Source organism: Chitinophaga sp. 9-1-y (assembly GCF_059511905.2).
Genome location: NZ_CM197955.1, coordinates 5,209,815 through 5,227,078 on the forward strand (window position 1 = coordinate 5,209,815; position 17,264 = coordinate 5,227,078).

The window sequence follows — 17,264 nt, forward strand, 5'->3', positions numbered from 1 at the left end:
TCTGTTAAAGAAGCAGCAAGCTTGCTCCCGAATTATCAAAAACAAAATTATAGCTACCAGGTAGTCAAAAGGGCGTACTTACATAAAGGGAAGCGCTTACATTTGGGTAATGTCATTACATTTGTAACTATGGAAACAATTATACATGAGCCACTTCCTGGCCTGGAAGAATGCGCCGGCGCACTTAAAAATGCCCTTGATGCATTGTCTGTTATCAATGGAAGATGGAAGCTGGCTTTACTCCTTTGCCTAATGCAGTCACCAAAGCGTTTTAATGAGATACTACATGAAATCCCGGGTATATCTTCCAGGATATTGGCTAAAGATTTAAAGGATCTGGAGTTGAATGGTTTTATCGCACGACGGGTATATCCTACCTCGCCGGTAACCATTGTTTATGAGGCAACGGAGTATAGCAGCACTTTAAAGAAACTGATAACTGAACTGAGTGCCTGGGGTAGGCAACACAGGGAAAAAATCAAGCAAAGCTTGCGGATGCAGTCCTGATCGGGTCCCTTTACTGTTTCACATAATGAAGCGCTATACATCCTGATGCAAGCGTTGTTGAATCCGCTAGTTTTAATGGTACCTGGTGGGGAAGTTTCTTCCCGTCAAACAGCCGTCTTCCCTCTCCTGCCAGGACAGGATGAACAAGAAAATAATATTCATCCACGAGGCCAAGCCTTATCAACTCGCCCGGTAATTCTACGCCACCAATTGAAATATTTTTTCCCGGCGCCTGTTTCAGCCGCAAAACCTCTTCTGCCAGGTTGGTGCGGATCACCCTTGGATTACCAGGAAAACTTTCTACCGTCCTGGAACAAACAATTTTTTCAATAGCGTCAAATGTCTCCGCAAATCTATCTATCGATGCGGTCCCGGATTTTTTTTGCGCCATATCCGGCCAGAAAGGCACCATCAATTCATAAGTTTTACGTCCGTAAATAATCAGGTCAACATTCTCCATAAGGTCTGTAAAATAGTCGTGGGTTTCTGCACTGCCACTCAGTTGGGTATGGTCGCAGCAACCATCTAAAGTCAGATTGATACCGTAGATTATTTTTCTCATGTGATAGGTTGATTTGCTCAGATAGGTCAAAAATAAAATAATATATCCATCATGACGGGGGCATCTGAGACAAAAATGGGGGTCTTTAAGACCAACCCAGCGTCTGTTGAATGCTTCATCGGATAATCCATCTTAATGAAGCGATTGTCCATTTTTCATAAAATGACTCCTTATTATTTTCGACTGTCATATGCTACTATTGCGGTAGGCTATGCTGCTAAAGACAAAGCCGCTGATACTGGCGCCATACAAAAGGGATGGCGTTGTAATTACAAAATCCAGGTTGACAATAAATCTTACTTTGCACACAATACACAAAACACAGCGCCGCATGCTATCAAAAAAAAGACTGGTCACAACCTGTTTATTATTGCTCTCTGTTTACACCTATGCTATCGATACAGATACGATCCCTATCAATGGAAATGGCAGTGGCCGGGTGTTTGAAGGCATCGGTGCAGTGAGTGCCGGCGGTTCTTCCCGTATGCTGATCGATTATCCTGCTGCCCGCAGAAGTAATATTCTTGACTATCTTTTCAAGCCCAATTTCGGCGCGGGTTTTATCTACCTGAAAACAGAAATCGGAGGAGATGGCAACAGCACCTGCGGCGCTGAGCCCAGCTTCGCCCGCACCCGTGCGGAAATGGCTGCCCCCAATTATAACAGGGGATACGAATACTGGCTCATGCGGGAAGCGGCCAACCGAAACCCCAACATTGAGTTGGATGCATTGGAATGGAGCATGCCCGGATGGTTCAATGGCACCTGGTCTGCCGACAATGCCGCCTATCTCGTTAAATTCATCGAAGGCGCCCGGCACTGGTGCCTTCCTATGAAATATATCGGTGGTTGCTGGAACGAACGGGAATACAATCGTAATTGGATCGTAGACACGTTAAGGCCACTGTTGAATAAAAGTGGCTTCTCCCATATCGGGATCAATGCACCGGAAGGCGCCGGAAACGCCTGGGCTATTTGTGACGAACTGATAAAAGATACCGCATTTCGTCATGCAGTGGCGGCAGTCAGCTACCACTACCCCGATTCCTATATGTGGCGGGAAGGAACCTCATTTGCCGGAAAGAATGCCTTTGAGTGCGGTGTACCATTATGGTCAGGAGAAGATTTTTCATTGGGAGGAAAATCCTGGAAAAACACCATGTACCTGGCATTGAACATCCTGAAATGTTATCTCAAACAAAAGATTGTAAAAGTGAACGTCTGGTGCCCCATTGCTTCCATGCCCGACAACGCGTGCTTTTCCAGCGTAGGCATGATGAAAGGGGTAAGCCCCTGGTCCGGCTATTATGAGGTGTGGCCTACCATCTGGGCAGTAGCGCATTTCAACCAGTTTGTTCAACCAGGATGGCAATACCTCGATGATGGCTGCGGATGGCTGCCCGGAAACGGCGCCTACTGCACGTACAAACGCCCCGGTAACCAGGGCGACTACAGCATCGTAGCCGTAACGGGGAATCTCCCGAAAAAAATAACGTTTAAAACAACACATCTCTCCGGAAGCGTTGTACATGTGTGGAAATCAGACAGCATCCGGCAATTGATCCGGCTAGCCGATATCAAACCTGTAAACGGCGTGTTCACCATTCAACTGGATGCGGCCAGCATCTACTCGCTGACTACTACCACCGGGCAACGGAAAGGCGCCCATACCATCCCCCCTGCTACTGATTTCCCATCTACCTATAAGGATAACTTCGACCAATATACGCTGAACCAGGCACCGATGTCGCCCAGGTATTTCTACGATAATTCCGGCGCTTTTGAAATCTACCAGGCAGCTGGTGAAAGTAAATGTTTACGGCAGATGTTGAACAACGATATTACCCACTGGATCCCCGATGAATGCGCCTATACTTTTGTGGCACAGGGTACAGAATGGGAAAACGGTGAAGTAGCCGCAGATGTATTAGCAGAAGAAAATGCCTTCAATGGCACCGGTTATGCCGGCGTAATCATCAGGGCTTCTTATGATAAATCCTCACAAGCTAAGATTCCATTGGGTTACAGGTTGAGTATCTGTAAAGACAATACCTGGAAGTTACAAACGAAAACACAAACTTTAGCCGAAGGCCGCGTGGATGCCAACACCTGGCATCGCCTCAGATTACGGTGCAATGCCGATAGCATTCAGGCATTTATTGATGGTCATACAGTGGCTTCAATCCAGGACAAAACCTACCTGTTGGGCGCCACCGGATTTACTTCCGGCTGGAATAAGGCCAAATTTGATAATGCTGCTTTTCATTACGTTCCGTTCAGGGGCCGGTTATTATCTGATTGGAAAGTGGCTACTGCATCCGTGGAATCGCCCGGACAAGAGGCCGTCAACGCCTTTGATGGCAACTCCCTTTCCAAATGGTGGACAGGCGATCCCCCACAAGCCCAATGGCTAATGGTAGATCTGGGACGTCCCTGTAACATTACCCGCTGCGAAACCTTCACCGACCTAACAGATAAACCCGCACATTACAAGCTGGAGTATTCTACTGATAAGGTGCATTGGCAGCTATTTGCCGACAGAACCAGCAACAACGACGTTCCACTGCCTTGTTTTGTGGATCTTCATAAAGCAATCGGACGCTGGGTACGCATTACCGTATTACCTGCCGCAGAAAAAGCAGCCACGGGAATTTATGCGCTGAAGGTATATGGTTACTGAGGCTTTCCATCTCTCTAAAAAAACAGAAAGTATTACCACTCCTTTCAAATCAGGATACCTTCCTAACGGCTAAAACCTGGTTGGGTGTTGACGTCCTATGAGGTATTTTCTGTTTCCAGGAAGCCAATATTTAGCAAAATATACTAAACCAATCCCTTTCATAGTACAACCCGGTAATTAACATAAAGCTAATAGGGTCTGAAAAGGAAGTCCTCTCTTGTGGACCTGCATTGCAGGTAATGAACATTTTGGTCATTTTAGTGTATTTATATAGGCGGACAAAGGACAAATTTACTCATCCGTAACGCCCTGATGTATACTGATTTAACTTATCGTGATTGGTTAGCATAAATATTTCCCCGCAAGTGATATTTATACTATCTTCATTATACGAACAACCAGTCTAACCAGTGCAAGAGAATGAATACGCTGTGAGTTAACAACCAGAATTATCTTTTATTATTATTTACTGGTGATTTACCGAATATACCTTCAAAACTAAAATAACCACAAAATGAAAAGGACTAAAATTACGGCACTCATCACATTGGTATTTCTTGCTGCAGGCGTGCGCGCCATAGCACAGGAAACTGCCTCCGCCACTGCCACTGCTACTATTGTAACTCCTATCAGTATCACTAAAACAGTGGATATGAATTTTGGTAATGTAGCTGTACAATCTACAACCGGAGGAACAGTAGTGCTTACTCCCGCCGGTGTACGTAGCGCTACAGGAGGTGTAACTTTGCCTACAACGGCCACCGGAACTATTACGGCCGCTTCCTTTACTGTGAACGGAACCGGTAATTACTCTTACAGCATAACCCTGCCATCTTCGGCGCTGACCATTACAAGTGGGTCGAATACAATGACTGTTACCAATTTCACAAGCACTCCTTCTGGTGTGGGAACACTTACTGCTGGTACCCAAACGCTCAATGTGGGCGCTACACTGAATGTTACCGCTGCTCAGCCGGCTGGTACGTATGTGTCAGGTACCCCATTTAACGTAACTGTTAATTATAACTGACGCAGAGGTCTGATAACGTCATCTGATTTTTCCCCAGTTAAAATTTAACCCACTGTTTAGTACGTGGCATACCCACGGTTATACGCTTTTATTTTAAAGCATACGCTCATGAGGATATCGGTAAGACCAGGTATTTTAAATATCGGATGCACCTTCCATTTTATTGTTACAGCTATTTTATGTTGTTCAGGATTCCTGACAAATGCACAGGGCAACCTATTGGTAACACCCGTAAGAGTTGTTTTTGAAGGACAGAAACGTGCGGAAGAATTAAACCTGGCGAATGCCGGTACGGATACAGCGAGGTACCTTATTTCATTTGTAGAGATCAGGATGAATAAAAACGGCACCTTTGACCAAATTAATGAGCCGGATTCAGGACAGGAATTTGCGAGTAAGTACCTGCGTTTTTTTCCACGAAGTGTTGTGTTGGGGCCTAATGAAGCACAAGTGATAAAGCTACAACTCACCCGTAACGGGGAGTTGCCAACAGGCGAGTATCGCTCTCATCTTTATTTCAGGGCCATCCCTGGTGAGATGACTTCCCAAAACAAACCAATATCAGACAGTAACGGCATTAACGTAAAACTTACACCGGTTTTTGGCATTACGATCCCGGTTATCATAAGGGTTGGTGAAACTAATGCCAATGTGCAATTGTCAGATCTTTCTGTAGACCTGGCCAGGGATGCCTCACCCATGCTGAGTATTTTGGTCAACCGGTCAGGGAATGCCTCTGTATACGGTGATATAACTGTGGAGCATATCTCTCCACAGGGAAGAATGACAGAAGTGGCTGTGGTAAGAGGACTAGCCGTTTACACCCCGAATAAACAACGTTATCTCCGCCTCCCCCTCGAAAATAAGCCAGGAATTAATTATCACAAAGGAAAGTTAAGGGTAGCATACACCACGAAATTGAAGACGGCCATGCAACAACTTGCGGCAGCAGAGTTGGTACTCTAGGGGGAGCACATCAACCCAATAACACTCCCATGGAAGTGATTATACATTGGTTAATTCGTCATGTTGGTATCAATAAATTTTCCCGGATTTTCTACATAGGTAACCCTGGTGTAGCTATTGACCAGCCTCATAACATATCCATAACTGCCTGGCTACTGACAGTCGGGCTTTTCCTGCTGCCTGCATTATCATTAGCTCAAACCAGCTGGACCGGGCTGGTGAGCAACGCCTGGTCAACCAGTGCCAATTGGACCGCCGGCGTACCCAGCGCCACCGTGGATGCAATTATTGGCAATGCCAGTTTTACAGGCCCCTTCAGCCCAACCATAAGTGCAAGCGCCAGCTGTAAGTCGCTTACCGTTGGAGCCGGTGTTAACGCTACCCTTACGCTCAGTAAAAATCTCACTGTTGCGGGCAATCTCGTGATCAGTGCCGGCAGCACCATCAGCCAGAAAGGGGTTACCTTAACTATAAATGGAAACTGGACGAATGGAGGCACCTATACTACCACCAACAACAATGCTAAAGTAACCTTTGCAGGAATTACCCAGAGCATTGGAGGGGCTGCTACCACCACCTTCCGCAAGCTTACCATTGGAGTAGGTAGTATTACTACTCAAAATGTGAATATGGCTGTTTCCGGTACCTTCACCATAAATGGTACATTTATTCCGGTAGATGCTGCCACCCCGGTAGTGACTTCCGGAGGCGGTACTATGACGGTGAGCGCTGGTGGCATTTTGCAGGTAAATGCAGCCACATTTGCAGGCAACAACACCCTCTCAGGAGCCATTACGCTGGCCGCCGGCAGCATTGTGAATTACGGCGGAACCCTGGTAGCCCAAACCGTCAAAAATAACCTGACCTATTCCACACTAAGAATCAGCGGTAGCGGCATAAAAACATTGGGAGGCAACCTGAACCCGCTCAACTCCACTACAGCAAGTGTAGGAACCATAGAAGTACTTGCCGGCACACTCGACCTGTCTACATTTACCGCAAACCGGGGTACAACCGTAGCCGGCGGAGGTATAAACGTAGCCAATTCGGCCTCACTGAAGATTGGCGGTACCAACACCTTTCCTGTTAACTACGGCGCCGTATCACTTGGTCTGACCAGCACCGTAGAGTATAATGGCACTACGCAAACCGTGGGCGCTCAAACTTATGGCAATCTCACGCTGTCTTCCGGCAGCGGCGCCTCCGTAAAAACGATGCCATCCTCCGCCTTTACTGTAGCCGGAAATCTTACTTCGGCCGTCGGTAGCGGCACTTCCGTTACTTATACGGCAGCATCGAATATTACCGTGAGCGGAAGCGTCAATATTGATGCATCCACTACCTTCAATGGGGGAAGCTTTACGATAACTACCGGAGGCAACTGGGTCAACAGTGGTACCTTCAGCGGCGGCACCGGCACCGTGATATTGACGGGAGGAGGCACTTCTATCAGTGGATCAGGAACGCATAATTTTAATAACCTGACTGTGGCTGCCACTAATATTACGGCTGCAGCAAATACTTCGCTTAACCTCTCCGGCAGTTTCACCAGCACGGCCCCCGGAACATTTACACATCAAACAGGTGGCACAGTTACCATGAGCGGCACTGGTACTACCATCACCGGTACAGGTTTTTCGTTCGAAAACCTGGCCATATCAGGCACCGTGACGGCAGCAACAGATCTTATTTTAACAGGCAATCTTTCTGCCAGTGGTACTTTTACCAATACATCGGGCAGTGTAACAATGAACGGTACGGGAAAGACTATTTCCGGTGCAGGCACACTGAGCTTCGGAAGCCTGATACCAACCGGTACTATTACATCCACCGCCAATTTTTCTGTTAGTAATACACTGAATGTATCTGGTAGTTTTTCTGCCAGCGCAGGTACAGCTACCTTTACCGGTACCAGCGTGCTCAATGGCGTGGCTAATCTTTTTAACGTTACCCTGAATGGTACCTCTTTACAATTGTCGGCGAATTCAATACTGGGAATCGCTAATACCTATACCGTTACAGCGGGTGCACTCAATGTAACCTCCACTGTTCCCAACACCGTCAATTTCAATAGCACGACAGCCCAGACAGTACCTGCAGGCACCTTTAATAACCTAACGGTTAGTGGAGGCAATACCAAAACATTAGGGGGTACTGTAACGGTAAATGGTGACTTTACCATTACATCAGGTACCACCTTTAATGGTGCCAGTCAGTCCGTTTCCATATCAGGCAACTGGATCAACAACGGCACGTTTACAGCATCCACGGGTACGGTAACGCTTGCAGGAAGTAGCAATACGTCGATCACGGGAGCGTCTACCTTTAATACACTCGTCATAAATAAATCAACTGCGGCTACGCAGGTAACCTTGGTCAATAATATCTCTGTAGGAACGCTCACGATGACGAATGGAACCATGAATACAGGAGCCAATACAGTCACCATTACTGGCAACAGAAGTGGCAACGGTATTATACTGGGCACCATCCAACATTCCCACGTATTTAATTTAGGCACTGCCTATGCTTTCGAAGGCCCCAATACTACCGTTACCCTTACGGGCATTACTACCTCCGCTTCTATTACCATGTCTGTACTTCCACAGCCGGTAGCAGATTTTCCATCTGGTGCAGCTATTAACCGTGAATATAATATTACGGTCAGTGGCATCACCCTCGCTGCTACCACCCTTCGTTTCCACTATGAAGATGCTGAGTTGAACGGTAACACAGAGTCGAGCCTCACCATCTGGCGCAATGCCGGCTCCAGCTGGTCAGTATACGGCAATGCTGCCAGCAGCACCACGGCTAATTACGTGGAACAAAACAGTCTGCTGGCGGCTTTCAATGGCCGTTATACCCTGGCATCAACCGCCAATGTGGTAAGGTGGAATGGCAGTGTGAGCAGCGACTGGAATACAGCCGGTAACTGGACAATTGCGCAGGGCAGCCCATCTCGTCCGCCAGGAGTAAACGATATTGCGGAAATAGGAACAATTGCCTTTACCAATCAGCCGGTCATCAGCAACAGTGTGAATATAAAAAGTATTTCCTTCGGCAGCGTGCAGGCGGCTACGCTCACGCTGGCCTCCGGAGGATCACTGACTACCCAGGGAAATATCAGCGGGGTATGGTCGGCTAATGCGGCACATACAATTAATGTGGGTAGTCAAACAATGACTGTAAATGGTAACCTGGTGTTAAGCGACGGTACTACCGGGCATACCATCCAATTAAATGTTGGCAATGGCAGTGTTGCTGTGGGTGGATCAGTAACCCAATCCGGTGGAGCGGGCATAGCTTGTTCCGGCACGGGATCACTCAGCATTGGCGGTAATTTTAATTATACCAGCGGTACTTTTACTGCGGGCAGCGGCAGTGTGATATACAACGGCGCCGCATTACAGTCGGTTGCCGGCCTTACCTACAACCATCTTACCATTAATAAATCTGCCAACAGTGCCCAAATCAACAGCAGTACTACTGTTAACGGCAATCTTACAGTGAGCAGCGGCGACCTGAGTGTGAATGCTGCTACCACGGTAACCGGTGATATAGGAATCAGTGCAGGGGCTACGGCAAATGGCGGCAGTGCAGCCATCACGTTGAGTGGCAACTGGAACAATAGCGGCACCTTCACACCGTCAACAGGAACTATTAATTTTACCGGCAGCAATGCGCAAAATATCAGCAGCACGACCTTTAACAACCTGGTGGTCAATAAAACCAGCGGAACAGCCTCACTCACCGGCAACATCGTGATGAATGGAAATCTTTCAGTGAATGCCGGTACCCTTGGACTGGCTGGCTTTACCGCCAACCGATCCAATCAGGGAGGAATTTTGACGGTGGCCAATGGTAGCATATTAACGGTGGGCGGGACGGCCAATTTTCCGGCCAACTACTCCCAATACCAGTTGGGAAATACAAGTACGGTTAATTACAACGCAGCCGGGGCGCAAACAATAGCCGGAAATATTACATATGGATTCCTTACATTAAGCGGAAGCGGCACCAAAACCCAGGCCGCCAATTTCACGGTCAATAACGACCTCTCGATTGGTAGTGGTGTTACCTACAGTGCCGGCGCATTTACCACCAATCTTTATGGTAACTGGATCAATAGCGGTACTTTTTCAGGAGGCACGGGAACGGTTACACTAAACGGAAGCAACAAAACCATTACGGGCAACACTACCTTCAACCGGCTAACCGTATATGGCAGTTATGTGGTAGCAGGGAGTGATATCACTTATAACGGATTACTACAAATAATCACCGGAGGCTCGTATGATGGCGGCAGCGGGTCAGCTACCGTGAATGGAGATCTGATCAACAGCGGATCTCTTATCAGCAATGGCGTTACCACGTTTACCGGTACCTCGCTGCAAACGATCCGCTTTATCAATGCATTGGTGTCTAACTCAACAGGTGTGATCAATTTTAACGGGAATATTTCCCCGGTCTTAAATTCCACCAGCTCTCCCACATATGCCACACTGAATGTAAATAATACCGCAGGCATCAATCCCAGTGTGGGATGGACAGTGCTGGTAGCATTTAATATAAGCAATGGTGCTATTTTCAATGGAGGGCTGCCTACTCATATTATTCAGGGTAGTTTTACTAACAATGGTACCGTAACAAGTAGTGGTACGCTGAATTTTAATCCTTCTTCTCCTCAGAATATACAACTCACCGGCACTTCTTTTTCCAGTACAGGTACAGTGATATTTGGCGGTACGGCGGCCATAACAGTTAATGGCGCTCCCAGCAGCCTGAATACAGTTACCATTGCAAATACGGTGGGCGTGACTCCAACGGCCAACTGGACGATGAACGGAGATATGAATATCCAGGGCAATGCTATCTTCAACGCTGGCAGTAATACATTTACCGTAAATGGAAATATTGAGTGTAATGGTACCCTGAATGGAGGCACCTCTACTTTTACCATGACATCGCCTTCCGGAGCGCTAACAGGCAGCCTGGGTACTACGTTCTATAACCTGGTGATTAACGGTACCGTACAAACGCAATCGAATTTCAACATCCAGAATAATTTTACGATCAATGGCGCATTGGATGCGTCTATTGGTATTCCAAATATGATAGGCAACGGACCTTCTGTTATTGGAGGTACGGCAAGTCCGTTTAACCTGGCGCAACTTCAGGTACAAAAATCGGCTACTGCTACCGTGACAATGGCCAGAACCCTCAGCTTAATGTCGACCCTTTCAATTATAGGCGGAACACTGGACACGGGAGATTCTACTATTATACAAGATCCTGCCGGTGGCGGCGTGCTAACGATCGACGACAGTACCCGGCTTATTGTGAGGGGCGTTTACAGTCTACCTGCGTTTGACAGTTACCTGTTAGATACTTTAAGTACAGTGGAATATGGCGGTAGCACACAAACAGTATCTACAGCTACCCCCTACGGGAATCTCACTATTTCTGCTGCGGGTACAAAAACGGCCACTGCTGCGTTAACAATCCTGAATGATTTTACATTGAGCAACGGCACCTTTGTGCCGGGTAACTTTACGGATACGCTCAAGCGGCACTGGACCATGACAGGAGGAGCATTTACTAATGCCGGATCTACTATTTACATGTCCGGAAGTGTGGACCAAAACATTAATTCTACAGGGGCATTTAATCATATTACCATTAATAAGACGGCAGGATCAATGGTATTATCTTCCAATGTAACTGTCAATGGTAACCTGACATTTACCGCAAAAGGGATACGGACAGGCAGTAATACCATGATCATCGCAGCTTCCGGAAGCGTAGTGGGCGGTGGACAAAGCACCGGATGGGTATACGGTTTACTGCAAAAGAATATTGCCTCGGGTACTAACATCAACCGGCTTTATGAAATTGGAGACAGCCTGAATTATACGCCGGCCACCCTAACATTTGCCAGCGTAAGCACCAGTGGAAATGTGACGGCTTCGGTAACTCCGGGTAGCCACCCCAACCTGGCTACTTCCGGCTTAAATACCAGTAAAAAAGTAAACCGCTACTGGTCTGTTACCAACAATGGTACCGCGTTTACTACTGCTACCGCCACGCTCAACTGGATCGCTGCTGATGTAGATGCAGGGGCTAATACAACCAATTTTAAAGTGGCCCGGTATAGCGGCGGAGTATGGACACAACCATCAGTAACCGCCCCCCTGGCTACTTCCATACAAACAACTGGTCTGACGACCTTTGGGGACCTGGCAGTGGGCGAGTTATCAACCGGTACTGTCTGGACCGGAGCGGTCAGCAATAGCTGGTATGTTACGGGTAACTGGTTGCCAACAGTGATACCAGTAAGTGTTACGAATGTAACTATTCCCACCGGTCTCGTTAATTATCCGCTGATCAATACAGGAACAGCGATAACCAACAATATTACTATTCAAAGTGGCGCAAGTGTAACCGTGAATGGAGGCATCCTGCAGATAGGTGGTACGATTGCCAACAGCGGTACTTTTACCGCTACAAACGGCACCATTGTATTAAATGGTTTATCTGCCCAGGTAATACCAGCATCTACTTTCTCTTCAAATACAATACGGCACCTTACTGTTAATAATACCGCAGGGGTAACGCTGGGCGGAGTTTTGAACCTAAGTGGTATATTAAAGATCAGTGCAGGGCAGTTGACTACTGGTGGATTTTTGACCCTGCTTTCCACGGCTGGTCAAACTGCATTGATTGATGGCAGCGGCGCCGGACAAGTATCGGGAACGGTTACCATGCAACAATATGTTCCTACGGGCTTCGGATACCGGTATTTCAGCTCTCCGTTTCAATCGGCGACCGTGAATGAATTTGCCGATGATATTAATCTCACTGCTGCCTTCCCCTCCTTTTATCAATATGTGGAAAACCGTGCCTCCACTGGATGGGTAGCCTATACAACTACTTCTAATATCCTCACACCGATGGTGGGATATGCTGCACAAATGGGGACTTCTACCTCACCGGTAACGGTGGATATCACCGGGACCGTAAATAACGGTACAGTGACGGCGCCTACTGTCACCAATAATAATAAACCGTATACACAAGGATTTAACCTGGTAGGTAATCCATATCCTTCGCCGATTGACTGGGATGCAGCTACCGGATGGACGCGGACCAATGTCGATAACGCTATCTACTATTTTAACACCGGTACTACCGACCAGTATACCGGCACCTACAGCTCCTATATAAATGGTGTTTCCAGCGATGGTGTTGCGGGAAATATTATTGCTGCCATGCAGGGATTCTTCATACATGTTACCAATGGTACTTTCCCTGTATCAGGCACTTTGTCTGTTAATAACAATGTGAGAACAAATAATCTCTCTCCTGTTTTTCACCGGGTTCCGCAAACAATGCCACTACTGAGGCTGGGGGCTGCCTTTACCGATGATGGATTGGCTGCAGACCCATTGGTGATTTACTTCGATGCGGCCGCCAAATCTTCTTTTGAAAAAGATATGGATGCATTAAAGCTGATGAATACAGATCCTACTGTTCCTAATATGTATGCCTGGTCAACTGATAACTATCGCCTTTCCATCAACGCGTGGCCAGCCAATCCGGATTCCAATACTGTTATTCCAATGGGAATAAAAACAGAGAAAACCGGATGGATCACTTTCAATACCATCGAAATGCTACGTATCCCCGATGGACTACATATTTACCTGAAGGATGAAGTTACCGGTAAAATAGTAGAACTATTACAGGATGCGAAGTACAGGGTATACCTGGAAGCCGGGAGCTATGACAAGCGTTTCTCCCTGGTGTTCCGAAAAGGAGGAGAAATAGTATCTCCTGCTTCAGAGCCGGTATTCCGCGCTTATTTCAACGGAAAAACACTTTATGGATACTTTGATAAAGTAACAGGTGAAAAATGCCGTATCACCATCTCTAATTTATTGGGGCAGGAGTTATGGTCGAAAGAAATGGCGGGTAACGGGCAGCAACACGTGATCGGCAAACAATACAGCAGTGGCATTTATATTGTTTCTTTCCGTGCGAATGATAAAGTGGTTTCCAGGAAAGTGTTTATCGTTAACCAGTAATCTTTTTAAGATGGGCTTTGTTCTTAGAAAAAATATAAATAAAAATTGGCTGCACCGGTTGGCAATTGCTGGCATATTCCTGCTAACAAACTATACAACCGGGTATGCACAGGAGCCACCCCCCAAGCCAATTTCTGTATATGTGAATCCCGCGCAGGGACTTATATTCGGCGCTTTTTTCCAGGGCATGTCAGGAGGTACAGTCATTATATATCCCGATGGCTCGCGGGCTGTTACCGGCAGTGTTATCCAGGCGAACCTGGGCTATCCTTTCTCACCTGCCATATTTGAAATAACAGCAAACAGGGGAACGCTCATTTCGATATTAAATGGTCCTGATGTAACGCTGACCGGTAGCAATGGTGGCGTTATCAGTTTACATATAGGAGCTGCCAGTACGGGCAGCACGTTCATCACTACGGCAACGCCTCCGGCAACAAACCTGGTAAAAATTGGCGGAACGCTTACGGTAGGAAGCCCGCTTTCCAATCCATCAGGCGCTTATAGCGGCGTGTTTAATGTCACTTTTATACAGGAATAATTCCAGGTAAGGAAAATGATACCAGCGACTAAAAATAGCACCTTCTACACTTTGTGTCGTATAGCCAGGATGATAGCCATCACGGTTATACCGGGTATGCTATCGTTGCTGATATCACAGAAATCCCTGGCAATAGACCCCGAACCCGAACCGGTTCTATATGAAACGTCCGTGTTTGTGGTAGTACAAGGTATTGGGGGCGCAGAAATTTCAGCAGTGATTAACAATGATTCAGCTTACTTATCGGTTACAGATCTTTTTAATTTTCTGAAGATAAAGAACATTGCCACTCCCCATATGGATTCGGTATATGGCTTTTTTATTACTGAAAAAGCACCGTTTCTGATAGACAGAAAGAATAACATTATCCGCTATGGAGATAAGCTTACTCCACTAAACAAAAATGATATAGTGGGCACGGAAACCAGCATCTACCTGGGAACCGGCTGCTTAGCTACCGTATTTGGCCTAACCTGCCAATTTAGCTTCCGTTCTCTTTCTGTGAAACTGGAAACAAGACAGGAACTACCTGCCATCCGGGAAATGCGGCAGGAAATGATGCGTAGAAATATCAGCCGACTGAAAGGTGAGTTGAAAGCTGATACCATCATAGGCCCCCGGCACCCGATGTTTAGTATAGGCACAGCCGACTGGTCGGTGATTGCCACCCAACGCCCGGAAACCAGGGCGAACGATACCTGGGTGAACCTGGCATTGGGCGGTATGGTATTGGGTGGTGAAACCAATGTATCGCTTAACTACAACAACTACGCACAAAATCAGCTTTCTTTCACCCATGACACCTTATCCGCAGTAAAGCCATTCGATCAGCGTCAGCAATATTACCGGTGGCGGTATGTTAACAACGACAATCGCCTGCTACGACAAGTAATTGCAGGAAAAATATTTGTACCATCAGTAGCATCTATTTTTGATCCGATAGTAGGTGTACAATTTACCAACTCCCCCACCTCGTACCGGCGTTCTTATGGCTCATATACACTCAGTAATTACACCGATCCGGGATGGACTGTGGAGTTGTATGTAAACAATGCACTGGTAGATTACACCACTGCCGATGCAGCAGGCTTTTACACTTTCCAGGTACCACTGGTATATGGTAATTCAATAGTAAAGCTTCGTTTCTATGGTCCCTGGGGCGAAGAACGATCACGGGAAGAAAACATAAGCATCCCCTTCAATTTCTTACCGTTACATGAATTTGAATATACCGCAAGTGCAGGCATGGTAGAAGATGGCAACAACAGCTTTTTTTCCCGCCTGCAAATGAATTATGGCGCCAGCCGGAAGATCACACTGGGCGGCGGTATGGAATACCTGTCATCTATCACCAAAGATAAATTGATGCCTTTTGTAATGGCATCTATGCGTATGACACCTAATCTTTTGCTGTCGGCAGACTATACCTATGGCGTAAGAGGACGGGGTATTATCACCTATCGCATGCCTTCCAATTTACAATTTGAATTATACTACACCCGGTATAAAAAAGGGCAACAGGCCATCATTTACAATTATGTGGAAGAAAGGAAATTTGTTATCTCAAAGCCCTTTATTACCAAAGGATTTTCTTTCTTTAACCGTGTTACACTGAACCAGATTATCATGCCCGACACCCGATACACCACGGCAGAATGGATGCTTTCGGGCGCTGTTGCGCGTGTAGGCGTTAACTTAAGTACCTATGCGATCTTCCTGAAACCAGACCCCGCTTTTGTATATAGCAACCTGGCACTCACCTTCCGCCTCCCGGGAGCTATTATCGCAACACCCCAGTTGCAGTATCAATACAATACGCACAGCGTAATGGCAACAAGATGTGAGTTAGGGAAGTATCTCTTCCATCATGGCTATGTGAATGTTTCTTATGAACGTAACTATAAAAGTGATATTACAAATGTGGGAGTTGGACTGCGCTACGACTTTGCATTTTCACAGATCGGGTTTGCCGCCTGGAAAGGAACCAACATGACCTCCCTGGTGGAATCTGCCCGGGGAAGCCTGATATACGATGATAAAACCAGGTCGGCCGGATTTAGCAACCGGACCAGCGTAGGTACGGGGGGCGTGGTACTGGTACCTTTCTTGGACCTCAATGGCAATAATCGCCGCGACCCCGGAGAGCCCAAAGCATATGGGCTGAAAATAAATTGTAACGCGGGAAGAATATTGCAAAACCTGCATGACACCACCATCCGGATTGTAAATTTGGAGCCATACGAATATTATTTTATAGAGCTGGCAAAAACCAGTTTCGAAAATGTTGCCTGGCAAATTAAAAAACCAGCTATCAGTGTAGCCATAGATCCCAACCAGATGAAGCTGATAGAAGTGCCCGTCAGTATTATGGGGGAAGTTTCAGGTAAATTACTGTCGGATGGCCAGGATAGCCAGAATGGGTTGGGTCGGCTGACCGTTAGCTTCTATAAAGATGATACTACATTGGTAGCGCGTACACAAACAGAGGCCGACGGGTATTTCGATTATATGGGATTGCCACCTGGGGCTTATACCGCAAGGATTGATGCCACGCAATTGCAAAAACAGGGTATGTCAGCGGATGTTGTGAAGCTACCGTTTAATATCCGTTTTCGTCTGGAAGGAGATGTAGTGGAAGGGCTTATTTTCCGGGTTAAGAAAACCGCCACGGAGTAATGGATATTTATTGTCAGCAACCTGAAAGCTAATCCCATGGCAATTAAATACCCTCATGCTAATTAGCAATAGCTACGCTCAAAATAGGTAGTACTACAAAAGCAACCGAACGTAAAAATTCTATAATTACAGCTTTAATTCTTCAACCGCAGGCACATTTTCTTTTTTATATAAATTTCAACACACCTACACTTATTCCATATTTAAAAAATATTCAT

The 17,264-nt window shown here is 46.6% G+C and carries 8 protein-coding genes; 7 read left to right on the forward strand and 1 reads right to left on the reverse strand.

Going from position 1 to position 17,264, the window contains the following annotated elements:
* The first annotated feature begins 129 nt into the window (after window positions 1–129).
* Entirely contained in the window at window positions 130–507 is a 378-nt protein-coding gene (locus AC5ZC7_RS20595) for a winged helix-turn-helix transcriptional regulator (RefSeq protein ID WP_496157008.1), read from the forward strand.
* A gap of 10 nt (window positions 508–517) precedes the next feature.
* Here AC5ZC7_RS20595 and AC5ZC7_RS20600 read toward each other — a convergent pair whose 3' ends face one another.
* Window positions 518–1,069: a dihydrofolate reductase family protein gene (locus AC5ZC7_RS20600; RefSeq protein ID WP_496157007.1), complete on the reverse strand. Its 552-nt coding sequence runs from the start codon at window positions 1,067–1,069 to the stop codon at window positions 518–520.
* A gap of 331 nt (window positions 1,070–1,400) precedes the next feature.
* Between AC5ZC7_RS20600 and AC5ZC7_RS20605 the strand changes: the two genes are divergently transcribed.
* The 6 genes from AC5ZC7_RS20605 (at window position 1,401) to AC5ZC7_RS20630 (ending at window position 17,046) form a co-directional block, all read left to right on the forward strand.
* Entirely contained in the window at window positions 1,401–3,749 is a 2,349-nt protein-coding gene (locus AC5ZC7_RS20605; protein WP_496157006.1) for a discoidin domain-containing protein, read from the forward strand.
* Between the two features lie 514 nt (window positions 3,750–4,263).
* Window positions 4,264–4,779, forward strand: coding sequence for a DUF4402 domain-containing protein (locus AC5ZC7_RS20610; protein ID WP_496157005.1), 516 nt, complete (start codon window positions 4,264–4,266; stop codon window positions 4,777–4,779).
* Between the two features lie 108 nt (window positions 4,780–4,887).
* Window positions 4,888–5,745 carry a hypothetical protein gene (locus tag AC5ZC7_RS20615; protein ID WP_496157004.1) on the forward strand — a complete coding sequence of 286 codons (858 nt, stop codon included), beginning with the start codon at window positions 4,888–4,890 and terminating at the stop codon, window positions 5,743–5,745.
* Between the two features lie 29 nt (window positions 5,746–5,774).
* A complete protein-coding gene (locus tag AC5ZC7_RS20620) occupies window positions 5,775–13,829 on the forward strand; it encodes a DUF8693 domain-containing protein (RefSeq protein ID WP_496157003.1) in 8,055 nt (2,684 codons plus the stop codon).
* Between the two features lie 10 nt (window positions 13,830–13,839).
* Window positions 13,840–14,370, forward strand: a complete 531-nt coding sequence (locus tag AC5ZC7_RS20625; protein ID WP_511911262.1) for a DUF4402 domain-containing protein — start codon at window positions 13,840–13,842, stop codon at window positions 14,368–14,370.
* A gap of 15 nt (window positions 14,371–14,385) precedes the next feature.
* Complete coding sequence (locus tag AC5ZC7_RS20630; protein ID WP_496157001.1) at window positions 14,386–17,046, forward strand: hypothetical protein; 2,661 nt, start codon at window positions 14,386–14,388, stop codon at window positions 17,044–17,046.
* Window positions 17,047–17,264: the final 218 nt, after the last annotated feature.

Excerpts from the sequence above, each read along its gene's own strand:
- AC5ZC7_RS20610 (WP_496157005.1), top strand. The coding sequence starts at position 4,264 with ATGAAAAGGACTAAAATTACGGCACTCATCACATTGGTATTTCTTGCT.
- AC5ZC7_RS20630 (WP_496157001.1), top strand. The coding sequence starts at position 14,386 with ATGATACCAGCGACTAAAAATAGCACCTTCTACACTTTGTGTCGTATA.
- AC5ZC7_RS20605 (WP_496157006.1), top strand. The coding sequence starts at position 1,401 with ATGCTATCAAAAAAAAGACTGGTCACAACCTGTTTATTATTGCTCTCT.
- AC5ZC7_RS20600 (WP_496157007.1), bottom strand. The coding sequence starts at position 1,069 with ATGAGAAAAATAATCTACGGTATCAATCTGACTTTAGATGGTTGCTGC.
- AC5ZC7_RS20620 (WP_496157003.1), top strand. The coding sequence starts at position 5,775 with ATGGAAGTGATTATACATTGGTTAATTCGTCATGTTGGTATCAATAAA.
- AC5ZC7_RS20595 (WP_496157008.1), top strand. The coding sequence starts at position 130 with ATGGAAACAATTATACATGAGCCACTTCCTGGCCTGGAAGAATGCGCC.
- AC5ZC7_RS20625 (WP_511911262.1), top strand. The coding sequence starts at position 13,840 with ATGGGCTTTGTTCTTAGAAAAAATATAAATAAAAATTGGCTGCACCGG.
- AC5ZC7_RS20615 (WP_496157004.1), top strand. The coding sequence starts at position 4,888 with ATGAGGATATCGGTAAGACCAGGTATTTTAAATATCGGATGCACCTTC.